General features: G+C 73.4%; 18 protein-coding genes. 9 read left to right on the top strand and 9 right to left on the bottom strand.

What is annotated here, in order from left to right:
• Positions 1–67: 67 nt before the first annotated feature.
• Complete coding sequence (locus ACFV8H_RS14245) at positions 68–694, bottom strand: RraA family protein (RefSeq protein WP_380399500.1); 627 nt, start codon at positions 692–694, stop codon at positions 68–70.
• A gap of 211 nt (positions 695–905) precedes the next feature.
• On the opposite strand from ACFV8H_RS14245, the gene nth reads away from it, so the two are divergent.
• From nth to ACFV8H_RS14265, 4 genes are all read left to right on the top strand, one after another.
• Positions 906–1,880 carry an endonuclease III gene (gene nth, locus ACFV8H_RS14250; RefSeq protein WP_380399502.1) on the top strand — a complete coding sequence of 325 codons (975 nt, stop codon included), beginning with the start codon at positions 906–908 and terminating at the stop codon, positions 1,878–1,880.
• Complete coding sequence (locus tag ACFV8H_RS14255) at positions 1,877–2,611, top strand: NUDIX hydrolase (RefSeq protein WP_375887621.1); 735 nt, start codon at positions 1,877–1,879, stop codon at positions 2,609–2,611. The genes nth and ACFV8H_RS14255 overlap by 4 nt, the downstream gene beginning before the upstream one ends.
• Positions 2,612–2,657: 46 nt before the next feature.
• The gene (locus ACFV8H_RS14260; RefSeq protein ID WP_375887619.1) at positions 2,658–3,842 is read left to right on the top strand and encodes a MarP family serine protease; all 1,185 of its coding nucleotides are present in this window, start codon (positions 2,658–2,660) and stop codon (positions 3,840–3,842) included.
• A gap of 143 nt (positions 3,843–3,985) precedes the next feature.
• Positions 3,986–4,687, top strand: a complete 702-nt coding sequence (locus tag ACFV8H_RS14265) for a metal-dependent hydrolase (RefSeq protein WP_375887618.1) — start codon at positions 3,986–3,988, stop codon at positions 4,685–4,687.
• Between the two features lie 62 nt (positions 4,688–4,749).
• On the opposite strand, the gene ACFV8H_RS14270 is transcribed toward ACFV8H_RS14265, so the two are convergent.
• From ACFV8H_RS14270 to nhaA, 4 genes are all read right to left on the bottom strand, one after another.
• Entirely contained in the window at positions 4,750–4,950 is a 201-nt protein-coding gene (locus tag ACFV8H_RS14270) for a hypothetical protein (RefSeq protein ID WP_375887616.1), read from the bottom strand.
• A 152-nt stretch (positions 4,951–5,102) separates the two neighbouring features.
• On the bottom strand, positions 5,103–6,146 hold the full coding sequence (locus tag ACFV8H_RS14275) for an alpha/beta fold hydrolase (RefSeq protein ID WP_380399505.1): 1,044 nt from the start codon (positions 6,144–6,146) through the stop codon (positions 5,103–5,105).
• Positions 6,147–6,229: 83 nt separating this feature from the next.
• Positions 6,230–6,706: a phage holin family protein gene (locus ACFV8H_RS14280; RefSeq protein ID WP_380399507.1), complete on the bottom strand. Its 477-nt coding sequence runs from the start codon at positions 6,704–6,706 to the stop codon at positions 6,230–6,232.
• A gap of 248 nt (positions 6,707–6,954) precedes the next feature.
• A complete protein-coding gene (gene nhaA / locus ACFV8H_RS14285) occupies positions 6,955–8,349 on the bottom strand; it encodes a Na+/H+ antiporter NhaA (protein ID WP_380399509.1) in 1,395 nt (464 codons plus the stop codon).
• A 377-nt stretch (positions 8,350–8,726) separates the two neighbouring features.
• Here nhaA and ACFV8H_RS14290 point away from each other — a divergent pair, with 377 nt between their 5' ends.
• Entirely contained in the window at positions 8,727–10,160 is a 1,434-nt protein-coding gene (locus ACFV8H_RS14290) for a serine hydrolase domain-containing protein (RefSeq protein ID WP_380399511.1), read from the top strand.
• 135 nt (positions 10,161–10,295) lie between these two features.
• On the opposite strand, the gene acs is transcribed toward ACFV8H_RS14290, so the two are convergent.
• From acs to ACFV8H_RS14305, 3 genes are all read right to left on the bottom strand, one after another.
• Positions 10,296–12,263 carry an acetate--CoA ligase gene (gene acs, locus ACFV8H_RS14295; RefSeq protein WP_380399513.1) on the bottom strand — a complete coding sequence of 656 codons (1,968 nt, stop codon included), beginning with the start codon at positions 12,261–12,263 and terminating at the stop codon, positions 10,296–10,298.
• A gap of 463 nt (positions 12,264–12,726) precedes the next feature.
• Entirely contained in the window at positions 12,727–15,090 is a 2,364-nt protein-coding gene (locus tag ACFV8H_RS14300) for a SulP family inorganic anion transporter (RefSeq protein WP_380399515.1), read from the bottom strand.
• A 535-nt stretch (positions 15,091–15,625) separates the two neighbouring features.
• The gene (locus ACFV8H_RS14305) at positions 15,626–16,633 is read right to left on the bottom strand and encodes an ATP-binding protein (protein WP_380399517.1); all 1,008 of its coding nucleotides are present in this window, start codon (positions 16,631–16,633) and stop codon (positions 15,626–15,628) included.
• 219 nt (positions 16,634–16,852) lie between these two features.
• Here ACFV8H_RS14305 and ACFV8H_RS14310 point away from each other — a divergent pair, with 219 nt between their 5' ends.
• Positions 16,853–17,743 carry an oxidoreductase gene (locus ACFV8H_RS14310; RefSeq protein ID WP_380399519.1) on the top strand — a complete coding sequence of 297 codons (891 nt, stop codon included), beginning with the start codon at positions 16,853–16,855 and terminating at the stop codon, positions 17,741–17,743.
• A 405-nt stretch (positions 17,744–18,148) separates the two neighbouring features.
• On the opposite strand, the gene ACFV8H_RS14315 is transcribed toward ACFV8H_RS14310, so the two are convergent.
• On the bottom strand, positions 18,149–18,946 hold the full coding sequence (locus ACFV8H_RS14315) for an HAD family hydrolase (protein ID WP_375887701.1): 798 nt from the start codon (positions 18,944–18,946) through the stop codon (positions 18,149–18,151).
• An 873-nt stretch (positions 18,947–19,819) separates the two neighbouring features.
• On the opposite strand from ACFV8H_RS14315, the gene ssd reads away from it, so the two are divergent.
• Genes ssd through ACFV8H_RS14330 form a run of 3 tightly spaced genes read left to right on the top strand, consistent with a single transcriptional unit; the run spans position 19,820 to position 22,499 of the window.
• A complete protein-coding gene (ssd, locus tag ACFV8H_RS14320; RefSeq protein ID WP_380399521.1) occupies positions 19,820–20,944 on the top strand; it encodes a septum site-determining protein Ssd in 1,125 nt (374 codons plus the stop codon).
• Positions 20,944–22,281 carry a TadA family conjugal transfer-associated ATPase gene (locus ACFV8H_RS14325; protein WP_380399523.1) on the top strand — a complete coding sequence of 446 codons (1,338 nt, stop codon included), beginning with the start codon at positions 20,944–20,946 and terminating at the stop codon, positions 22,279–22,281. Before ssd ends, ACFV8H_RS14325 begins: the two co-directional genes overlap by 1 nt.
• Complete coding sequence (locus ACFV8H_RS14330; RefSeq protein WP_380399525.1) at positions 22,278–22,499, top strand: hypothetical protein; 222 nt, start codon at positions 22,278–22,280, stop codon at positions 22,497–22,499. Before ACFV8H_RS14325 ends, ACFV8H_RS14330 begins: the two co-directional genes overlap by 4 nt.
• The last annotated feature ends 1 nt before the right edge of the window (position 22,500 follow it).

The raw sequence follows: 22,500 nt of genomic DNA on the forward strand, positions 1-22,500 counted from the left end.
CCGCTACCGGCCGGTGCGGGCCGTACCGGCCGTACGGGCCGTACCGACCTACAGGCTCTGTGAGAGCTCAGCCCGTGAAGCCCAGCTCGGCCAGACTCTGCTCGATCCGGGCGCGGTGGGCGGCCTCCCAGTCGTCCAGGGTCTCGGCGGCCTCCTTGGCCAGCTTGGCCCGGGCCGCCTCCAGGACCGCCGTCCGCTCGGCGGCGGGCACCGCCACGACGCCCTCCTCGTCGGCCACCACGATGTCGCCGGGCGCCACCAGCACGCCGCCGCAGAGCACCGGGACGCCGTGGGCGCCCAGCTGCTTCTTGGCGCCGGGGATCGGGATGACGCCCCGGGCGACCACCGGGAAGCCCAGGTCGCGGACCTCGGCGAGATCCCGGATCAGGCCGTCGGCCACGAAGGCGGCGACGCCCCGGCGCTGGGCCACCGCGCAGACGTTGCCGCCGGCCAGCGCGTAGTCCAGGTCGCCGGACTCCACCACGATCACCGAGCCGGGCTCGGCCCGGTAGATCGCGGCGTGCAGCATCAGGTTGTCGCCGGGCGGGCACTGCACGGTGAAGGCCGGTCCGGCTACCCGGGGCATGCCCGCCCACAGTGGGCGCAGTCCGATGTCCATGACCCGGGCGCGGCCCAGGACGTCGGCCAGGGTGGTGGTGGGAATGTCCGCAAAGTCCTTGAAGTCCCCGTCCATGCTTCCTCTTTCCTCGATCGTTCCCTCGATGGTCGGACGATCGGAAGACTAGAACGGGCCGGTCGACGGAGCACCGGAACCCTGGCGCCCGTACGCGCCCGTACGCGCCAGCACCCCGCCCGCCACGTCCTCGGCCGACCCGGAGCACGGCCGTCCGTTCTTCCTCCTTGATCCGCCCCAAGCGGTCCGTCGCTCGGCGTAGCCTTCGTGCATGGCAGAGAGCAAGGCCCGGAAGACCGCGACCAAGCCGGCCGCGGAGCCCGCTGCGAAGACGGCCGCGAAGAAGACGGCCGCGAGGAAGACGGCGGCCGAGAAGACGGCCGCGAAGAAGACGGCGGCCGAGAAGACGGCCGCGAGGAAGACGGCGGTGAAGCCGAGGAAGCCCGAGTCGCACCTGGCGATGGTGCGGCGGGCCCGGCGGATCAACCGCGAGCTGGCGGAGCTGTACCCGTACGCCCACCCGGAGCTGGACTTCGAGAACCCGTTCCAGTTGCTGGTGGCCACCGTGCTGTCGGCGCAGACCACCGACCTGCGGGTGAACCAGACCACCCCGGCGCTGTTCGCGAAGTACCCGACGCCCGAGGACATGGCGGCGGCGAACCCGGAGGAGCTGGAGGAGATCATCCGCCCGACCGGTTTCTTCCGGAACAAGGCGAAGTCGCTGATCGGCCTCTCGACCGCGCTGCGCGACGAGTTCGGCGGTGAGGTCCCGGGCCGGCTGGCCGACCTGGTGACCCTGCCCGGGGTCGGTCGCAAGACCGCCAACGTGGTGCTCGGCAACGCCTTCGGAGTCCCCGGGATCACCGTGGACACCCACTTCGGGCGGCTGGCCCGCCGGTTCGGCTGGACCACCGAGGACGACCCGGTGAAGGTCGAGCTGGCCGTCGCCGAGATCTTTCCGAAGTCGGAGTGGACGATGCTGTCGCACCGGGTGGTCTTCCACGGCCGGCGGATCTGCCACTCCCAGAAGCCCGCCTGCGGGGCCTGCCCGATCGCGCCGCTCTGCCCCGCGTACGGGGAGGGCGAGCTGGATCCGGAGAAGGCCCGCAAGCTGCTCAAGTACGAGATGGGCGGCCAGCCCGGCCAGCGGCTCAGGCCGCCGTCGGACTTCCCCGGCGAGGCTGCCGCCCGCGCCGACGCGGTCGCCCACCAGGGGCGGGTCGCGGACCAGGGGGTGGAAGCGTGACCGAGGGTGTTGTCGAGCGGAACGACCTGCCGGGCTGGCTGGAGCCGGTCCGGGACGCGGCCGAGCGGGTGCTGCCGGAGCAGCTGAGCCGCTTCCTGCCGCCGAGCGAGGGCGGTCGGGCGGCGGCGGTGCTGATGCTGTTCGGCGAGGGCCCGGACGGGCCGGACCTGCTGCTGATCGAGCGGGCCCGCTCGCTGCGCTCGCACGCCGGCCAGCCGTCCTTCCCGGGCGGCGCGCTGGACCCGGAGGACGGCGACCCGGACGGCTCCGGCCCGATCGCGGCGGCGCTGCGCGAGGCCTGGGAGGAGACCGGCCTGGACCCGGCCGGGGTGCAGGTCTTCGCCGCGCTGCCCCGGCTGTACATCCCGGTGAGCCGCTTCGTGGTCACCCCGGTGCTGGGCTGGTGGCGCGAGGAGTCGCCGGTGCGGCCGGTGGACCGGGGCGAGACCGGCGCGGTGTTCCGGGTGACGATCGCCGACCTCGCCGACCCGGCGAACCGGGTCCGGCTGCGGCACCCGTCCGGGCACGTCGGGCCGGCCTTCGCGGTGGCCGGGCGGCTGGTCTGGGGGTTCACCGCCGGGGTGATCGACCGGGTGCTGCACCACAGCGGGCTGGAGCGGCCGTGGGACCCGTCCCGGGTCGTCGACCTCTCGGACGACGCCCTGGCACTCGTCCAGGGCGACCTAGAGCACTCCCGGGTCCTGCCGGGCGGCGGCGCCGACGGCTCGTGACGGACCGTCGGCGCGGCACGGTCGCGAAGCGTGGGAGGGTGTCGGAGTGAACGTGCTGGATGTGCTGCTGGTCCTCGCCGCCGTCGGATTCGCCATTTCGGGCTACCGGCAGGGCTTCGTGGTGGGCGTCCTGTCGCTGGTCGGCTTCCTCGGCGGCGGCCTGCTGGCCGTCCAGCTGCTGCCGCTGCTGCTCGACCACCTCAGCCCCGGCACCACGGCCTCGGTGGTGGCCGTGGTGGTGGTGATCGTCTGCGCCGCGATCGGCCAGGCGGTCACCGCGCACTACGGCTGGAAGCTGCGCGGCCACATCGACCGCCGTCCGGCCCGGGTGCTGGACGCGTCCGGCGGCGCGGTGGTCAACGTGATCTCGATGCTGCTGGTCGCCTGGCTGATCGGCTCCGCGCTGGCCGGCACGTCCCTGCCGACGGTCTCCAAGCAGGTCCGCTCCTCGGCGATCCTCAGCGGCGTCCAGGAGGCGCTGCCGGGTGACGCGCCGAACTGGTTCTCCGACTTCTCCAAGGTGCTCGCCCGCAACGGCTTCCCGCAGGTCTTCAACCCCTTCGAGCACGAGCCGATCACCCAGGTCGACACCCCGGACCCGGCGCTGGCCAACAGCCCGGCGGTGGCCCGGGCGCGGCAGAGCCTGGTCAAGGTGGTCGGCACCGCGACCTCCTGCGGCAAGACCCTGGAGGGCAGCGGCTTCGTCTTCGCCCCGCATCGGGTGATGACCAACGCCCACGTGGTGGGCGGCGTCGACGAGCCGACCGTGCAGATCGGCGGCGTCGGCCAGTTGTACGACGCCACGGTGGTCCGCTACGACTGGCAGCGCGACATCGCCGTCCTGGACGTGCCCAAGCTCAACGCGCCCGCACTGACCTTCGCGGGCGAGGCGAGGACCAACGACAGCGCGATCGTCGCGGGCTTCCCCGAGAACGGCGCCTTCAACGTCCAGCCCGCCCGCATCCGCGGCCGGATCCAGGCCAACGGCCCGGACATCTACCACCGCGGCCAGGTGGTGCGCGACGTCTACTCGGTGCGCTCGCTGGTCCGCCAGGGCAACAGCGGCGGCCCGCTGCTCACCCCGGACGGCCAGGTGTACGGCGTGGTCTTCGCCAAGTCCCTGGACAGCGCCGACACCGGGTACGTGCTGACCTCGGCCGAGGTGCGCGAGGACGCGACGGCGGGCAGCACCGCGAGCGGCCGGGTGGACACCCAGGGCTGCGCGCTCTGAGACCGCGCCCCGAAACCGCGGGGCCCGCCGGTGCGGGATCCGTCGTACCGTCAGGCCGCCCTGGTAGCCTCGGCGGCGCTCACCCGTTCGGCTCAACCGGGTTGCCGTCCCGGAGTGAGTCAACGGGAGGTCGTGGTAGTCCGATGATGGGTCATTCGCACGCGGTGAGCGGGGCGATGCTGTACGCGGCCTCGGCCCCGTTCCTGCCCCCGCTGCTGCTGCACACCACGCTGCAGCCGGCGGACATACTGATGGGCACGGTGCTGTGCGCGGGCGCGGCACTGCTGCCGGACCTCGACCACCACGACGGTTCGATCGCCAACTTCCTCGGCCCGCTCTCCAAGGCGCTCTGCCGCTTCGTGGCCTGGGCCTCCGGCGGGCACCGGCACGCCACCCACTCGCTGCTGTTCGTCGCGCTGATGGGCGGCGGCACCTGGGCCGGCGTCACCTTCCTGGGCCGCTACTTCACCCTCACGGTGACGTTCTTCCTGCTGGCACTGGCGGTCAAGGCGCTGCGGCTCTGCCCGCCGAGCAACGGCCCGGAGGCGTGGATCACCGTCATCGGCCTGGCCGCGCTCGGCACCTTCGGGATGAACACCTGGATGCCCAACGCGCCCGGCTGGCTGCCGTACGCGGTCGGGCTGGGCACGCTGGCGCACCTGTTGGGCGACTGCCTGACCAAGAAGGGCGCGCCGCTGCTGTGGCCGCACAAGGAGCGCTACGAGATCGTGCTGATCAAGCGCAGCGGCAACAACGTCGAGACCAAGGTGCTGGTGCCGATCATGTCGGTGGCGACCTTCGTGCTGCTCTGGTTCACGGCGCTGTCACCGCAGATCGTGAACTAGCCGCAGAACGTGAATCAGCCGCAGAACGTGAACTGAACGGCGGCCGGCAGCGGCGCGGGGCCTCAGGTCTCGCGCCGCAGCCGTGCGCCCACCCACCGGGCGCGCCGGCCGAGGATGCGCGGGATGCCCAGCTGCCGCTGCGCCCCGCGCTGGCGGCGGTCGAGGCCCTCGAAGCCGAGGTCCTCCGCCCGGTCCGGGAGGTGTGCGGGGCGCTGGGGACTGTTGTGGCGTCGGCCGCGCGGGGCGTCGTCGCGATCGGGCATCCAGGTCATACCGGAATGGATGCCCCTGGGCCGGAGGGAGTAACCGCCCGGGTGCGCCGAAACTGGCCCATGCGCATGTCATATGAGCGCAACATCAAGGGAGTTGGGACTTCCGACCCCTTCCGGGAGCCCCGGGGAGGGCCCTCCGGTCGTCACTCCTTGTGGCGACCGACCCAGTCCAGCAGCTCCGCCGTGAACTCCTCCGGAGCCTCCTCGTGCGGGAAGTGCCCGACCCCCGGCAGCAGCCGCCAGCGGTACGGCGCCGCCACGTACTCGCCGCCGCCCAGCGCGGTGTGCGACAGCAGCACCGGGTCCGCGGCGCCCTGGACGTGCAGGGTCGGCGCGGTGATCGGCTTCTTCATCCGACGGGCGAACTGGATGCCGTCCGGCCGGGCCATCGAGCGCAGCAGCCAGCGGTACGGCTCGATCGAGCAGTGCGCGGTGCTGGGGATCTGGATCGCCTGCCGGTACGCGTGCACCGCCGCCCCGTCCAGCTTGTTCGGCCCGGCCCACTCGTCCAGGTAGCGGCCCACCAGCGCCGCGTCGTCGGCGACCAGGCGGCGTTCCGGTATCCACGGCCGCTGGAAGCCCAGGACGTGGTCGAAGGCGGCGATCTGCTTGCGGTCCGTCAGCAGCGCCCGGCGCAGGTCCCGGGGGTGCGCCGCGGAGACCGCGGTGAGGCTCTGGATCACCGAGGGGCGCATCACCGCCGCCACCCAGGCCAGGGTGCCGCCGGAGGCGTGCCCCACCAGGTGCGCGCGGCGCTCGCCGAGCGAGCGGATCACCCCGGTGATGTCCAGGGCGAGGTTGCCCGGGTCGTAGCCGCGCGGGGTGCGGTCGCTGCCGCCGATGCCGCGCAGGTCGAGCGCCACGGCGCGGTAGCCGGCCTCGGCCAGCGCGGTCAGCTGGTGGCGCCAGGCCCACCAGTACTCGGGCCAGCCGTGCACCAGCAGCACCAGCGGGCCGGAGCCCAGCTCGGTGATGTGGAAACGGGCGCCGTTGGCCGCCAGGTCGCGGTGCTTCCACGGACCGGACTGCCGGATGCTCCACGCCTCGGCAGCGGCGTCCTCGGACCGCCCGGGGGCGGCGGCGCCCTCGACGGCCTCCGGGCCGGTCTCCGGGCCGCCCTCGGGCCCCGAGGCGGGGCCGGAGACGGCGGACGGCTGCGCGGGAGCGGGCTTCTGGTCGAGCGGCATACCGAGAGCGTGTCACATCCGTGCGAAGGACACGTGCCCGGCACTCGCTGCGGGCGGGTCCGGGCACGTACGGGCGGGGGCGGTTACGGGATGCGGCCCAGGCCCCGGTCGATCTCCTCCTGGGTGGCCGGGCGCGGCCGGGCGTTCCTCAGCACCTCGGCGGTCTTCTGGACGCCCTCGATGGTGCGCTCCGGCTTCTGGATCTTCTTGAAGAAGCGCCGCGCCAGGACGAACAGGACGGCGGCGAGCACCCAGTAGGCGCCTGCCACGATGAGGAAGGACCAGCCGAGCGACAGGCCCAGCGCGTGGATGCCGAAGGCGAACGCGGCGCTCAGCATCGGGACGGAGAACAGCAGCACCACGGCGGCGACGGCGACCGAGACGCCGCCGGAGACGCCGCGCTTGACGTCCGCCTTGATCTCGGACTTGGCGAGCGCGATCTCGTCGTGGACGAGTGCGCTCAGGTCGGCGGTGGCCGCCGCGAACAGCTGCCCCACCGAACGCTCGCCCTCGTAGGGCGCCCGGCCGTTGCTGGACGGGTCTGCGGCTCCTGTGGGCATCAGCGGTTCTCCTCTGCGGCTGTTGCGGCGTGACGCCGTCGCGGTGCGCGGTTTCCGGGGCCGGTGGGGGATCCGGAGGCGTCAGTGGTGTGTCGACAGCTCAGAATCATGCCCCTACCGGTCAGTCGGACACCACTCCGGGGCCCCGCCGGAGGGACGTGTCCTGGCTTCGGAAGGCGGCTGCAGGGTGTGGGGCGGTGCGGGGTGCGGCGCGGTGCGGGGTGCGGTGCGGGGCCCCTCGGCGAGGCTCAGCGGTCGCTGCCGGGACCTTCGCCCGGCTGGGGCCGGGGTGCCTCGGTGAGCGCCGCCCGGTCGGCGGTCCGGGCCCGCCAGGCCGGATCGTCCTGCTGGTAGACGTCCGGGATGCCGTCGCCGTCCTCGTCCCGGTCCTCCTCCTCGCACAGGGCGCGGTAGTGCCGGTTGCGCAGCTTGAGCAGCACGGTGGCGACCACCGCGCAGAGCAGCGAGCCGACCAGGACGGCCGTCTTGGAGCGGTCGGCCAGCGCCAGGTCGTCCGGGAACGCCAGTTCGCTGATCAGCAGCGAGACGGTGAAGCCGATCCCGGCGAGCACCGAGACGGCGAACAGGTCGGCCCACTTGAGCTGGGGGTTCAGCTCGGCCCGGGTGAACCGGGCGGCCAGCCAGGTGCCGCCGAATATGCCCACCGTCTTGCCGACCAGCAGGCCGATCACGATGCCGAGCGGGGCGGCCTGGGTGAACACCTCGCGCAGTGCCGGGCCGGAGATCGTCACCCCGGCCGCGAACAGCGCGAACACCGGGACGGCCAGTCCGGCCGAGAGCGGGCGGACCAGGTGCTCGATGTGCTCGCCGGGGGAGTGCTGCTCGTCGCCCTCCCGGTGGCAGCGCAGCATCAGGCCCATCGCGACGCCGGCGACGGTGGCGTGGATGCCGCTCTCGTGCATCAGCGCCCAGACCACGAGGGCCAGCGGCACGAACAGGTACCAGCCCTTCACCCCGCGCCGGTGCAGGAACCAGAACAGCACCAGGCCGGCGAAGGCCAGGCCGAGCGCCCAGAACTTGATCCCGGAGCTGTAGAAGACCGCGATGATCAGGATCGCGATCAGGTCGTCGACCACGGCCAGGGTCAGCAGGAAGGCGCGCAGCGCGGAGGGCAGGTGACTGCCGACCACGGCCAGCACCCCGAGGGCGAAGGCGATGTCGGTGGCGGTCGGGATGGCCCAGCCGCCGGGGTGGCCGCCGCTGCCGGAGTTGACCAGGGCGAACAGGATCGCGGGCAGGGCGACGCCGCAGATGGCGGCGATCACCGGCAGCAGTGCGGCGCTCGGGGTGCGGAGCTCGCCCGCGACGAACTCGCGCTTGAGTTCGATGCCGGCCACGAAGAAGAAGACCGTCAGCAGGCCGTCCTTGGCCCAGTTGGCCAGGGTGAGGTCGAGGTGGAGCGGGGCGGAGGGGCCGATCCGGTGGTCGAGCACGCTCTCGTACGCGTTCGGCCAGACGTTGGCCCAGACCAGCGCGACCACGGCGGCGGCCAGCAGCAGCATGCCGCCGACCGTCTCGGTGCGCAGGGCGTTGGTGACGAAGGTGCGCTCGGGCAGTGACAGCCGACCGAGGAACTGCCGGCGGCGGGTCGTCGGCTCGTGGGCGGGCGGCTGGTCGGTCACGGGGACCTCCTGGGGCTGGGAGCGGCAAACGGATGCACGGGTGGTGCAGTTGCCGACCAGACTTCCCGGCGCGCCCTGTGACGCCCGCGGATCCTGTCAAGGGCCTTGATGCGTCCTTAACAGTCTAGCGGGACGTTCAGATGACATCCGGATTGTCCTAGTAAATGACTTAAGCCCTGCGGGCCGCTACTGCACTCCCGAGGAGCAGCGGACCGGTACCCGAACGGCCCAGGCCGAGTGCAGTCGGGTGAACGGCTCCCTAAGGTCGATCGCAGGCGCCCGCCCGATCCGGGCCGGTGCGCACCCCTTCGGTTCCTGCTGTTCCCGCTGTCCTCGCTGTTCTCGCTGTTCTCGCTGTTCCCGCTGGAGGCACGACCATGTCCGGTGGTGGCACCACCCTGCCCCAACCGCCCCTCTTACCCGGTGAGCCTGCCGACGCCGACCGGCATCCCGGCCGGGTGCTCCACCCGGACCCTCGTCCGGATCTTTGGCCGGGATCCCGGCCGCCGTTCCACCCTGACTCCCGCCCGGAGTTCGGTCCGAAGTGCCGTGCGGAGACCGCCGAGGACGTCCCGGCGGACCTCGACCGGCTGCTCCGTCCGCTGTTCCGCTCCGCCGGACCGGACGGCGGCGTCGCCGTCGTGGTGATCCGCGGCGACGAGCGGACGGTCGCCTGCCGGGGGCACTCCGACCGCTCCGGCCGCCACCCGGTCCGGGCCGACACCCGCTTCGAGCTCGGGTCCGTGACCAAGACCTTCACCGGACTGCTGCTCGCCGAGATGGCCGCCCGCGGTGAGGTCCGCTACGACGACCCGATCGACCGCTACCTCCCCGCGAACGCCGTCCCCGGCTACCCGCACGAGCGGCCGATCACCCTGCTCCACCTGGCCACCCACACCTCCGGCCTGCCCCGGCTGCCGGTCGGCCTGCTGCCGGCCGCGGCACCCCGGTGGTTCACCCGCCCGTACGCCACGTTCGGGCCGACCCACCTGCTCGACGCACTGTCACGGACCCCCGTCCGGGGCACCCCGGGCACCCAGGTGCGGTACTCCAACCTCGGCTCCGGGCTGCTCGGACTGCTGCTGGCCAACGCGGCCGGACAGCGCTACGACGACCTGCTGGCCACCCGGGTCTGCGGACCGCTCGGCCTGTTGGACACCTCCAGCGGCCCCGGCCGGGAGGATGTCAGCGGGTACCGGCGCGGCCGACGGGTGCCGTCCTTCCGGCTGCCCGCCCTGCCGGGCGCCTCGGCACTGCGCTCCACCGCGGACGACATGCTCCGCTACCTTCAGGCCCACCTGTCGCTGGACGCCGTGCCGCTGCCCGAGCGGGCCGACGCGGCGGCGCTGCGTACGGCGCTCGGCGAGGTCCGTCGGCCGAGGGTGGGGCGGCGCCGGGGCGGTACCCGGCTCTGCGTGGGCTGGAACCAGTGGGGGCCGGGCGGTGCGCCGGGCGGTGTGCTGGGCGGTGTGCCGGGTGGGGGCGGCGCTGACGGCGACGGCGGCGAGGCCGGTGCGATCGGCTCGGTCGGTGAACTGGCCGCGGTCGGCGCGGTGGGGGCGCCGGCCGAGGGGGAGGGCGCCGAGGAGCTGGTGTTCCAGGTCGGGTCGACCCGGGGGTTCAGCGCCTTCGTCGGGTTCAGTCCGCGGGCCCAGGTCGGGCTGGCGGTGCTGGCCGGAGCATGGACGGGAGTGCGGGTCCTGCGCGGCCGGGGCATCGTCCAGGGCGCCTACGAGACCCTGCGCACCCTGGCCGCCCAGCGCGGCACGGCGATCGGTACGGTGGCCGGTACCGCAGCGGTGGAGGGGTGAGCCCCGTACGACGTGACGACGTGATGCCGTGACGGCGTGATGCTGTGACGACGTGACGGCGGGGCCCCGGGTGGTGGTCACGCACCGCCCGGGGCCCCGCTCCGTATGGCTGCTGAAAGGCTTCTGATGCCTCGATCAGCCGTTGTTGCCGTTGCCGTCGCCGTGCGGCGGCAGCTGGGCCTGGATCTGGCTCATCACCGTGCTGTCGGCGAGGGTGGTGGTGTCACCGACCTCGCGGCCCTCGGCGATGTCGCGCAGCAGACGGCGCATGATCTTGCCGGAACGGGTCTTCGGCAGCTCGCCGACGACCTTGATCTGCTTCGGCTTGGCGATCGGGCCGAGCGTGCGGCCGACGTGGGCGCGCAGCTCCTCGACCAGCTCGGGGGTCTCGGTGACGCCGCCGCGCAGGATCACGAACGCGACGATGGCCTGGCCGGTGGTCGGGTCGGCGGCGCCCACCACGGCGGACTCCGCCACGGTCGGGTGGCCGACCAGGGCCGACTCGACCTCGGTGGTGGAGATGTTGTGGCCCGAGACGAGCATGACGTCGTCGACCCGGCCGAGCAGCCAGATGTCGCCGTCCTCGTCCTTCTTGGCGCCGTCACCGGCGAAGTAGCGGCCCTCGAAGCGCGACCAGTAGGTGTCGATGTAGCGCTGGTCGTCGCCCCAGATGGTGCGGAGCATGGACGGCCACGGCTCGGTGAGCACCAGGTAGCCGCCGGAGCCGTTCGGGACCTCCCGGGCCTCATCGTCCACCACGGTGGCCGCGATGCCCGGCAGGGCGCGCTGGGCCGAGCCCGGCTTGGTCTCGGTGACGCCCGGCAGCGGGCTGATCATCATGGCGCCGGTCTCGGTCTGCCACCAGGTGTCGACGATGGGGGCCTTGCCGCCGCCGATGTGCTCGCGGTACCAGACCCACGCCTCGGGGTTGATCGGCTCGCCGACGCTGCCCAGCACCCGCAGCGAGGACAGGTCGAACTTCGCGGGGATGTCGTCGCCCCACTTCATGAACGTGCGGATCGCGGTCGGCGCGGTGTAGAGGATCGTCACGCCGTACTTCTGGACGATCTCCCAGAACCGGCCCTGGTGCGGGGTGTCCGGGGTGCCCTCGTAGATGACCTGGGTGGCGCCGTTGGAGAGCGGGCCGTAGACGATGTACGAGTGGCCGGTGACCCAGCCGATGTCGGCGGTGCACCAGTAGACGTCGGTCTCCGGCTTGAGGTCGAAGACCGCGTGGTGGGTGTAGCTGGCCTGGGTGAGGTAGCCGCCCGAGGTGTGCAGGATGCCCTTGGGCTTACCGGTGGTGCCCGACGTGTAGAGGATGAACAGCGGGTGCTCGGCCTCGTGCGCCTCGGGGGCGTGCTCGGTGGACTGACGCGCCGTGATCTCGTGCCACCAGACGTCGCGGCCCTCGGTCCAGGCGATCTCCTGCTCGGTGCGGCGGATCACCAGGACGTGCTCGACGCCGTCGACCTTGGTGAGTGCCTCGTCGATGGCCGGCTTGAGCGCGGAGGGCTTGCCGCGGCGGTAGCCGCCGTCGGCGGTGATGACGAGCTTGGCCTGGGCGTCCTGGATGCGGGAGGCGACGGCGTCGGCGGAGAAGCCGCCGAAGACCACCGAGTGGGTGGCGCCGATCCGGGCGCAGGCGAGCATCGCGACGACCGCCTCGGCGATCATCGGGAGGTACACGGCGACCCGGTCGCCCTTGCGGACGCCGAGCTCCAGCAGCGCGTTGGCGGCCTGCGAGACCTCGTCCTTGAGCTGCGCGTAGGTGATCGAGCGGCTGTCGCCGGGCTCGCCCTCGAAGTGGATGGCGACCCGGTCGCCGAGGCCGTTCTCGACGTGGCGGTCGACGCAGTTGTAGGCCACGTTGAGCTTGCCGTCGGCGAACCACTTGGCGAAGGGCGGGTTGGACCAGTCGAGCGTCTCGGTCGGCTCGACGGCCCAGCTCAGGCGGCGGGCCTGCTCGGCCCAGAAGCCCAGACGGTCCTCGGAGGCCTGGGCGTACGCGGCCGCGGTGACGTTGGCCGCTGCGGCGAGCTCTGCCGGCGGGGCGAAACGCCGCTCCTCCTTGAGCAGGTTGGCCAGGCTCTCGTTGCTCAACGCGCACTCCTCATCGAGTCATGATCTGGGGCGATCCCGTGCGTGGGGATTGTCCCGTGTGTCCCAGCGCACAGCTCACCAGGCGAACGGGCCAGTTGACAAGAGGCTCCTTGCAATTGGTGTAGACCTTTGACCGATCGTCGAACGGTCGATCGCCGAATCCGCCGTACGGTGGGCCGATCCTGGTACGACGATCGCACGACTGTGGCGCCGGTCACGACGGTGATCATGATGCCGGTCATGACGGTGGTGACGGTCATGGTGGTGGTCTCGGCGACGAACCCGACTCGATGTCGGCTCGACCGCAGCCCGATCACGGCTCGACCGCAGCTCGACCGCAGCACGACCGCAGCGCACGAGTACGGCACGACCGCCGCGCGGCCCGCCACCCGGAGGCGGCAGGCCGTACGGCGGTCGGAGGGCCCGTGTCCCGGCCCGCCCGGCGGAGACACGGACCCGGCTCTCAGGCGGCCAGCTGGGGCCCCTCCTCGCTGCCGGCGGCCGGAATCCGGGCGTCGTTCCTCACCCGTTCGGCCGAATCGCCCTCCGGCCGGGCCTCGACCGGGCTGAACGTCCCGGCGGCGCGGTCCAGGACGTAGGCCTGGGCGGTGGCGAAGTCGAAGTACATTCCGACCAGGCGCAGGGTGCCCTCCTCGACCCGGCGCTCCACCGCGGGGTTCGCCATCAGCTGGTCCAACTGCTGCACCACGTTGGTGATGCAGAGCTGCTCCGCGAGGTCCACCACCGGCCGGTCGGCGAACTCGGCCGGGGCCCGTCGGAGCCGGTCCAGTGAGCCGCGGCCGTTGCGCAGCCAGCGGGTCAGCGGGGTGGGCGACCCGGGGCGCTCGTGCACGCCGTCCAGCAGGGCCTTCATCGCGCCGCAGCCGGAGTGGCCGCAGATCGTGATCGAGCGCACGTCCAGCGCCTCGACCGCGTACTGCACCGCGGCGGCCACCGAGTCGTCGGCCGCACCGGGCTCGAACGGGGCCGGCACCAGGTTGCCGACGTTCCGGACGGTGAAGAGGTCGCCCGGCCCGCTGTTGGTGATCATGCTGGTCACCATCCGGGAGTCCGCACAGGTCAGGAAGAGCTGGGACGGCGTCTGCCCCTCCCGGGCCAGCCGGGCGAGTTCGGGCCTGACCAGCGGGGCGGTGTGCTGCTGGAACACCCGGACGCCGTCCAGCAGCCGGCCGTGCGGGTCCTCCTGCTGCTCGATGCAGTGGTGGCCGCCCCAGGGCGTCCAGGCCCGGCAGCGGTGCGGGCCCGGTGAACTGCCCGCGCGGACGGTGCCGTCGGGGTCGAGCACCTCGTCGTCCTGGCGCCGCGTCACCAGCGAGACCTGACCGCCCGCGGCCTGGTGCCCCGTCCGCCAGTCGTGCAGCGTCTCGTAGGCGGCGTGGTCCAGGAAGGAACCGTCGTGCACCACGGTGACCTCGGCGCCCGTGGGGATCCCGGCCAGCGCCCGGCTCAGCCGGGGGACGGCGGTGAAGGTGAGCGGGCCGTGGGTCTGGACGGTGACCGAGCTGTCGGGGCCGGTCGCGACGTCCACGTGGGCCCGGGTGAGCCGGTAGAGCGCGAGCAGCACGGCGGTGGCCGCGCCGAGGCCGACGCCCCACAGCACGCCGAAGGCCACCACGGCGAGCAGGGTGGTCAGGTAGACCGGGAACTCGCGGTGCCGGTGCACGTTGCGGATGTGCGCGAAGCTCACCATCTGCAGCCCGACCACCAGCACCAGTGCGGCCAGTGCGGCCAGCGGGATCCGGCGCAGCCCACCGGTCAGCGCCAGGGCGGCGGTGAGCACCCAGACCCCGTGCATGACCGAGGCCCACCGGCTCTGCCCGCCGGCCCGGACGTTGGCCGTGCTGCGGACGGCGCCGCCGGCGATCGGCAGTCCGCCGACCAGCCCGCTGACCAGGTTGGCGAGGCCCTGCCCGCGCAGCTCGCGGTCGAGGTCGCCGGTGCGCTGGGACATCCGGTCCACCGCCACGGCGGACAGCAGCGATTCCACGCTCGCGACGGCGGTGACGGTGAGGACGGCGGCGAGCACCCCGGCGAGCGAACCGTGCGGCAGCGCGGGCACGAGTGAGTGCGGCTGCCAGGCGGGCAGTTCGATGTGGGCGAGCTGCAGGTCCAGGGCGAGGGCGAGCGCGGTGGCGACGGCCACGGCGGCCAGCGGGCCGGGCACCTTGGTGAGGCGGGCACCGAACTCGCCCGCGCGGCCCGGGAGTCGGCCGAGCCTGGGCCAGCCCAGCAGCACGGCCACGGTCACCGAGCCGACCAGCAGGGCGGGTGGGTGCGGACCGGCCAACTGCCCCGGCATCGCCAGCAGGTTGGCGATCGCCGAGCTCTGCGGGGAGCCGCCGAGGACGACGTGCAGCTGGGCGATGGCGATGGTCAGCCCGACCCCGGCCAGCATGCCGTGCACGATCGCGGGCGAGACGGCGAGCGCCGTCCGGGCCACCCGGCGTGCACCGAGCAGGAGTTGGAGCAGTCCGGCGGCGAGGGTGATGGCGCAGGTGGCCCGCCAGCCGTACTGGGCGATCAGCCCGGCGGTGATCACGGTCAGCGCGGCTGAGGGGCCGCTGACCATGAGCGGGGTGCCACCGAACAGCCCGACCACGATGCCGCCCACGGCCGCTGCTGCCAGCCCGGCGGTGAGCGGGGCGCCGGTGGCGAGCGCGATGCCGAGGGAGAACGGCACGGCGATCAGGAAGACCACCACGGAGGCGGAGAGGTCCTGGGCCCACCGGGCCCGGGAGCCGGGGCCGGGTGGCGCGTGGTCGGTGGTGTCGGAGGCGATGGGTGCGCTGGAGATGTCGAGGGTCATGGTCTTCCCGTCTGTCCGGGGGAACGAACGCAGTCAGGTCCGGTGGTGAGTCCGGGGTGGGGCTCCGGGGCGGATCGGCTGTCGTGGGTCGCGACGGTGTGGCGGGATGGCGTGGGCGCGGCGGGGAATGCGGGTGTCACCGGCCGGCGTCGACCATCTGGGCCCGCCAGGGGCCAGGGCGAGGAGCGGGATGTCTCGCCGAGGGCCGTCGGAACGGGCCATCAAGACTCGGTAAACCGAGGGTAATGAAAGCTTTGCACAGCGTTGTTCTCGGAGGGAAGCGGAAAATCGCCGGTTCACCCCATTGGGTGGTGTTCGAACGGACGGGAATCTGCTGGTGGGAGGCTCGGGCCGGCCCCTGGGCGCTCCCTGGGCGCTCCCTGGGCGCTCCCTGGGCGACCCTGGGACGTCGGCCGGGGGTGGGGCCGGGGGTGGGGCCGGAACGGCGAACGGGCCGCGGCGTCCCCCGGGGTGAGGGGGAGGCCGCGGCCCGTCCGGTCGGTGGCGGTGCCGTGCTCGGGACCGCGCGGTGATGTCAGACGGGGGCTCCGGCCGGGAGTCCGCTCGGGCGGCCGCTCGGGATTCCGCCGAGGACGAAGTCCTCGTCCACCTGGGTCGCCAGGTCGATGCCGACCTTGGCGTTGGCCCAACTCTCCGCGTTGCGCCGGTGGAAGAGCACCGCCTGCGCGGTGTAGCGGTGCTCGTCGCGCAGCCCGTACGCCGCTTCGGCCTCGACCCGCAGCTGCTCCAGCACGGCCCGGTTGGCCGGCTCCAGCGACCTCAAGGGCGGCTCGGCGCCCTGCTCCAGTCGGCGTACCCAGTCCGACTGCCCGAAGGTGGTGAGCAGGTCGTCGCCGACCTCGCGGCGCAGGAACGCCAGGTCGTCCGGGCCCTGCACCTTGTTGCCGATCACCCGCAGCTGCACGCCGAAGTCTCGGGCGTAGTCCTTGTACTGCCGGTAGACCGAGACGCCCTTGCGGGTCGGTTCGGCGACCAGGAAGGTGAGGTCGAAGCGGGTGAACAGCCCGGAGGCGAAGGAGTCCGAGCCGGCCGTCATGTCGGTGACCAGGTACTCGTCCGGGCCGTCCAGCAGGTGGTTGAGCAGCAGTTCCACCGTGCCGACCTTGGAGTGGTAGCAGGCCACCCCGAGGTCCTCCTCGGTGAACGCGCCGGTCGCCAGTAGCCGGACCGAGCCCTCGTCCAGCGCGATCGGGCGGGCGCAGGCGGCGTAGACCGGGTTCTCCTCGACGATCCGCAGCAGGCGCGAACCGTGCCCGGGCGGCGTGGTTTTGATCATCTCGTCGGCCGAACGGATCAGCGGGTTGCTGCCCCGCAGGTACTCCTTGATCTCCGGCAGGTGCGCGCCGAGCGAGGGCAGGCCGGCCGCATGAGCGTCCGTCAGGCCGAGTGCGGGGCCGAGGTGCTGGTTGATGTCGGCGTCGACGGCGATCACCGGTCGGCCGATGGCGGCCAGGTGGCGGATGAACAGTGCGGACAGCGTGGTCTTCCCGCTGCCGCCCTTGCCGACGAAGGCGATCTTCATCTGGGGCTCCGGCTCTCGCTCTGGGCCCTGGGGGCGGGCCGCGTGCTCAGGGGCGCGCAGGTGGCGGCGCCCCCTAACTGGAAATCGTTATCGTCTCCGATAGTGGCCATGCTAGCCGGGGTTTGGGGTCCGCCGGGGGAGGGAAGTGAGGATTGCCTCTAACGGGTGATGCGGGGTTGCTGTTCCGGGAGGGGCCGCCCGTTCATTACTCTCGGGTAGGTGAGCACTGGAACAGATCCCCTCGCCCCGTTGGCCCAGCTCCCCGGGGTGCCCGACGCCGTGGCCGAGGTGCGCAAGGCCGTCGACCGGCTCTACGGCCACCGGGTGATGCGCCGCCGCGCGACCGAGGTCACCTCCGAGTCCGCGCTGCGCGGCGCCCGCGCGTCGGCGGCCGTGGCCGGGGCCGACTGGCCCCTGGAGGAGGTCCGGCGGCGGACCGATTTCAGCGCGGACGCCGAGGCCCGTACGGTCGGCGCGGCCCTGCGGATCACGGCCGAGGCGGGCCAGCTGCTCAGCGTCTGGCGGCACTCGCCGCTCCAGGTGCTGGCCCGGCTGCACCTGCTCGCGGTCGGCGACACCGACCCGGCCGCCGGCCGGCCGCGCCGGACGGGGGAGGGGGCCGAGGAGCTCTTCCCGCTGGAGCTCGAACCGGTGGAGAGCGTCGAGGTCGAGGCCGCGGTCGGGCCGACGCCCGTGCTGCCGCCCGCGCCGGGCACGGAGGAGGTCGCGGCCCGGCTGGACCAGCTCTCCCGGCTGCTGGTGGCCCGCGCGGAGGGGCAGGGCGTGGGTACGCCGGCCCTGGTGGTCGCGTCGGTGGTGCACGGCGAACTGCTCGCCCTGCGGCCGTTCGGCAGCCACAACGGGATGATCGCGCGGGCCGCCCAGCGGATCGTGCTGATCGCCGAGGGCCTCGACCCGAAGTCGATCTGCCCCACCGAGGTCGGCCTGGCCGAGCTGGGCACCGACACCTACCGGCGCGCCCTCGCGGGCTACCTGGCGGGCACGTCCGAGGGCATGGCGGCCTGGATCGCCCACTGCGGGCGGGCGCTGCGACTGGGGGTGCGGGAGAGCACGGCGGTCTGCGAGGCGATGCAGCGCGGCATGGCCTGAGCCCGGGCGGAGAGTTCGCGCGACGCGAACCCCGCGGGCACGAAGATGCGGCGGCACCTGATCCTGCTGGGTGCCGCCGCTGGTGCAGACAGCCGGGTGACCAAGCATGCACCGGAAGTGCCGATCAGACGGGGATCCTGCCCGTTCGTCTGGTCCGGCGGCCCGACAGCGGGTCGGCTGCATGTGGGTGCTCGGATGTCTGTACGTGCGGTCCGTGGGGCCTGAACTGCGTTGTCGGTTTGACCTCTTCGGTCCTGACCGGGTCTCGCGGGCCGTGCTTCCTTTGTATCGCGTTTCGGTCGAAAGGGGAACCCGAAACGGGAAGTCTGTGCCGATCTGCCCGTTTCGGGGCTTTCTGCTGGATTGCACCGGATTGCGGTGGATCAAGGTCTCCCGGTGGGCGCCTCAGGCGGCCGGGCGGCGCCGGCGGGCCAGGTACCAGATGACCCCGGCGGTCACCGCGGCCGTCCCGACCGCCACGGCGGTCAGCACCGAACCGCTCGGCGCGGAGAACTCCGGCACCCGCCGTCGCAGTTGCACCGGCCGGTCGAAGACCAGCACCGGCCACTCCCGGGCCTGCGCCTCCTTGCGCAGCGCGCGGTCGGGGTTGACGGCGGAGGGGTGGCCGACCGCCTCCAGCAACGGCAGGTCGGTCGAGGAGTCGCTGTAGGCGTACGACGCGGCCAGGTCGTAGCCCTCCGTCCCGGCCAACTCCCGGATCGCCGCGGCCTTGTTCTCCGCGTAGGCGTAGTACTCGATCTCGCCGGTGTAGCAGCCGTCCTCGACCTTCAACCGGGTCGCGATCACGTGGTCCGCGCCCAGCAGTTCGCCGATCGGCTCGACCACCTCGGAGCCGGAGCTGCTGACGATCACCACGTCCCGGCCGGCCGCGTGATGCTGTTCGATCAGTGAGGCGGCCTCGTCGTAGATGATCGGGTCGATCAGGGTGTGCAGGGTCTCGGCGACGATCTCGCGGACCTGCTGGACGTTCCAGCCCCGGGTGAGCGCGGAGAGGTACTCGCGCATCTTCTCCATCTGGTCGTGGTCCGCGCCGCCCGCCAGGAAGACGAACTGGGCGTACGCGCTGCGCAGTACGGCCCGACGGTTGATCAGGCCGCCCTGGTAGAAAGGCCGGCTGAACGCCAGCGCGCTCGACTTGGCGATGATGGTCTTGTCGAGGTCGAAGAAGGCGGCGGTCCGCAGGCCGGTCGGCCGGGGGCGGGCGGGTGCGCTCGGCTCCTCGGGCCCGGTGGGGTCGCCCTGGGACTCGTCGGCGTGGTCGTCGGCGTTCTCGGTGGTGTCCACGGGAACCGAGGATAGAGGGAGCCACAAAACACCCCGCCATTCGGTGTACTCGTGGGCGTGCGGGTTTGTGTTTCTGGCCGCTCGGGTACACCATGGAAGTCACGGATCGTTCGCGACCGTGCTAACCCGGTCCGGCTCCTCCCCCCCGAGTCGGGCTGTGGATAGACGACCCCCGCTCTCCCCCCCGGCGGGGGTCGTCGCACGTCCGGGGCCATTTTCAGGGCTTGAAGGCCCTTCGCGCAGGCTTCCGCGCGGTCCTTCCCGAGGTGTACAGGTGGTGTCGACGGCTCGATCCGTCCACCACCTTTCGTCACTCTGCGTTGCCGTTTGCTCATGACGCGCAGGATGCCCACGGCTGGTTCCGATCGGCTCCCCGGGGTCGTTCCGGCGGGGTGCGCGGGGCGGTCCTGGCGAGGTGAGCGGGGCCGTTCTGATGGCGCGCGCGGGGCCGGTGGGGCGGGGGCCGGGAGGACGGTCGGCCGGGGGGCGATGGACGGCCGGTCCGTCCCCGCGACCCCCTTTCGTCAATTCTTCGACGAATAGCCCCCCGTCCGGGTGAACGTTTTCATCCACAACCCCCGAGTTATCCACAGGCAATCGGAACGTGGATGACGGAATCCGGATCTCCCCCCACCGTGATGGTCGGCGGCGGTCGCCGGGCAGGGCCTCACCCCTTCCTCTCCCAGAGGTCTGCCTGGCGGCCGTCCGTCGGAACCGTCCGACGCGTGCCGCGGCCGCCCCTGGTGGCCGCGGCACAGAGGGGAGAACACCATGTCGACGCCGATCACCTCCCACGTCACCGCCGAGGGCCCCGCGGCCACCGGGCCGCTCGTCGTCACCGGGGACGAGGACCTGGCCGAGCACCTGCTGCGGGTCTGCGCGGCAGCGGGCACCGAGCCCCGGCTGATCAGGGGCGCGCCGCCGCCGCGCGAGTTGTGGGAGGCCGCCCCGCTGGTCCTGGTCGGGGACGACCGGGCGGAGCACTGCGCCGGGCTGGGCCGGCGCAGCGGGGTCCTGCTGCTCGGGCTGGACCTCGACGACCCCGGCGTGTGGGTCAGAGCCGTCCAACTCGGCGCCGAGCACGTGCTGTTCCTGCCCGACGCCGAGGCCTGGCTGCTGGACCGGATCGCGGACGCGGCCGAGGGCGTCGGCTCCCCGGCCGTCACCGTCGCGGTGCTCGGCGGCCGGGGCGGGGCCGGGGCCTCGACCCTGGCCTGCGCCCTCGCGGTCACGGCCGCGCGGACCGGGCGGCGGACCATGCTCCTCGACGGCGATCCACTGGGCGGGGGCCTGGACATCCTGCTCGGCGGCGAGACGGCCCGCGGGCTGCGCTGGCCCGACCTGGCCGGTTCGCGCGGGCGGGTCAGCGGGGCCGAACTCGCCAGGGCGCTGCCGGCCCTCAAACGGCTCTCCGGGCTGTCCTGCCTGTCCTGGGACCGCGGCGACACCCTGACGGTGCCGCCGGCCGCCATGCGCAGCGTGCTGGCCGCCTCCCGACGGCGCGGCGGGCTGGTGGTGGTCGACGTGCCGCGCCACCTGGACGCGGCCGCCGGGCAGGCGCTGGAGCAGTCCGACCTGGCGCTGCTGGTCGTCCCGGCCGAACTGCGTGCGGTGGCGGCCGCCGACCGGGTCGCGGCGGCGGCCCGGATGCGGCTCGGGGACGTCCGGGCCGTGGTGCGGCCGGTGCGGGCCGGCGGGCTCCCGGCCCACCGGATCGCCCGCGGGCTGCGGCTGGAGCTGGCGGGGGAGCTGGAACCGGAGCCGGGGCTGACCGAGGACGTCGAGAAGGGCGTCCCGCCCGGCACGCGGGAGGGCGGTCCGCTCGCGCGCTTCTGCGCGAGCTTCCTGAACGAGGTGCTGCCGCCGGTGTCGGCGGTCGGAGGAGGTGCGTACTGATGGTCCGTCTGCGCAGGACAGGAACGCGGGGCGGTGCCCCGGCCCCGGGCGACGGTGCGCGGGAGCACCGGCCGCTCCGGAGCGTGCCGCCGCCCGGCGGGCCGGGCCCGGCCGGACACGGGCCCTGCCCGTACGGTCGGACGGCCAGCGAGGAGCGGTCGGCCGAGCTGGTGGACGCGGTCCGGCTGCGGCTGGCCGAGTCCGGGGCCGCCCCGACGGCGGGCTCGGTCGCGGCCGTACTGCGGGCCACCCGGCCACCGCTCGGCGGGGACGAAGTGCTGGACACCGTGCGCTCGCTGCGCGCCGAACTGGTGGGTGCGGGCCCGCTGGAGCGGCTGCTGGCGGCGCCCGACGTCACGGACGTGCTGGTGAACGGTCCGGACGAGGTGTGGGTCGACCGTGGCGGCGGTCTGCACCGGGCCACCGGGGTCCGGTTCGCCGACGCCGAGGCGGTGCGGCGGTTGGCCCACCGGCTGGCCACCGCGGCCGGGCGGCGCCTGGACGACGCCCGGCCCTGGGTGGACGCCCGACTGCCGGACGGCACCAGGCTGCACGCGGTGCTGCCGCCGATCGCGGCCGGCTGCACGCACATCTCGCTACGGGTGTGGCGGCCCCGGCCGTTCACGCTGGACGAGTTGGTGGCGGGCGGCGCGCTGCCACCGGAGGGTGCGGAGCTGTTGGCCGGCATCGTGCGGGCGCGGCTGTCGCTCCTGGTCTCGGGCGGGACGGGATCGGGCAAGACGACCCTGCTCGCGGCCCTGCTCGGCCTGGTCGGTCCGGACGAACGGATCGTGGTCGCCGAGGACTCCGCCGAACTGCGGCCGGCCCACCCGCACGTGGTCCGACTGCAGAGCCGACCGCCGAACCAGGAGGGGCTGGGCGAGTTCACCCTGCGGGACCTCGTCCGGCAGGCACTGCGGATGCGGCCGGACCGGCTGGTGATCGGCGAGGTGCGCGGGGCCGAGGTGTCGGACCTGCTGGCCGCGCTCAACACCGGCCACGAGGGCGGTTCCGGGACCGTCCACGCCAACACGGCGGCGGACGTGCCGGTCCGGCTGGAGGCGCTCGGTTCGCTCGCCGGGCTCGACCGCCCGGCCCTGCACAGCCAACTGCGGGCCGCGCTGGACGTGGTGGTGCACCTGGTCCGGGACTCGGACTCGGGGCGGCGCCGGGTGGCGGAGATCCACACGCTGGCCGGGGACGGCAACGGGCTGGCGGTGACCACCCCGGCGGTGCGGTTCCCGGCCACGGGCGGCCTGGTGCCCGGGGCGGGCTGGGAACGGCTGGCCGGGCTGCTGGCCGCACGCGGGGTGGCGATCGGGGCGGTGACGCCATGAGGGCCGTGGCGGCGGCGGTCTCGACCGCGGTGCCGGTGTGGGTGCCGGCCCCGGTGTCGGTGGCGGCGGCGGTGGCGCTGACGGGGGCGGGCCGGGCCGAGCGGGAGCTGCGGCTGGTGGAGATCGGGTTCGTGCTGTTCCTGGTCGCGTGTGCGACGGGCGCCTTGGTGCTGCTCGGGGCTGCGGGCCGGAAGGGACGAGGGCAGGGAGGTGGGTGAC

It is taken from the genome of Kitasatospora sp. NPDC059827 (assembly GCF_042731675.1).
GTDB lineage: Bacteria > Actinomycetota > Actinomycetes > Streptomycetales > Streptomycetaceae > Kitasatospora.

Excerpts from the sequence above, each read along its gene's own strand:
- ACFV8H_RS14300 (WP_380399515.1), bottom strand. The coding sequence starts at position 15,090 with ATGACCCTCGACATCTCCAGCGCACCCATCGCCTCCGACACCACCGAC.
- ACFV8H_RS14305 (WP_380399517.1), bottom strand. The coding sequence starts at position 16,633 with ATGAAGATCGCCTTCGTCGGCAAGGGCGGCAGCGGGAAGACCACGCTG.
- ACFV8H_RS14325 (WP_380399523.1), top strand. The coding sequence starts at position 20,944 with ATGGTCCGTCTGCGCAGGACAGGAACGCGGGGCGGTGCCCCGGCCCCG.
- ACFV8H_RS14280 (WP_380399507.1), bottom strand. The coding sequence starts at position 6,706 with ATGCCCACAGGAGCCGCAGACCCGTCCAGCAACGGCCGGGCGCCCTAC.
- ACFV8H_RS14275 (WP_380399505.1), bottom strand. The coding sequence starts at position 6,146 with ATGCCGCTCGACCAGAAGCCCGCTCCCGCGCAGCCGTCCGCCGTCTCC.
- ACFV8H_RS14290 (WP_380399511.1), top strand. The coding sequence starts at position 8,727 with ATGTCCGGTGGTGGCACCACCCTGCCCCAACCGCCCCTCTTACCCGGT.
- ACFV8H_RS14330 (WP_380399525.1), top strand. The coding sequence starts at position 22,278 with ATGAGGGCCGTGGCGGCGGCGGTCTCGACCGCGGTGCCGGTGTGGGTG.
- ACFV8H_RS14270 (WP_375887616.1), bottom strand. The coding sequence starts at position 4,950 with ATGCCCGATCGCGACGACGCCCCGCGCGGCCGACGCCACAACAGTCCC.
- ssd (WP_380399521.1), top strand. The coding sequence starts at position 19,820 with ATGTCGACGCCGATCACCTCCCACGTCACCGCCGAGGGCCCCGCGGCC.
- nth (WP_380399502.1), top strand. The coding sequence starts at position 906 with ATGGCAGAGAGCAAGGCCCGGAAGACCGCGACCAAGCCGGCCGCGGAG.
- ACFV8H_RS14245 (WP_380399500.1), bottom strand. The coding sequence starts at position 694 with ATGGACGGGGACTTCAAGGACTTTGCGGACATTCCCACCACCACCCTG.
- ACFV8H_RS14265 (WP_375887618.1), top strand. The coding sequence starts at position 3,986 with ATGATGGGTCATTCGCACGCGGTGAGCGGGGCGATGCTGTACGCGGCC.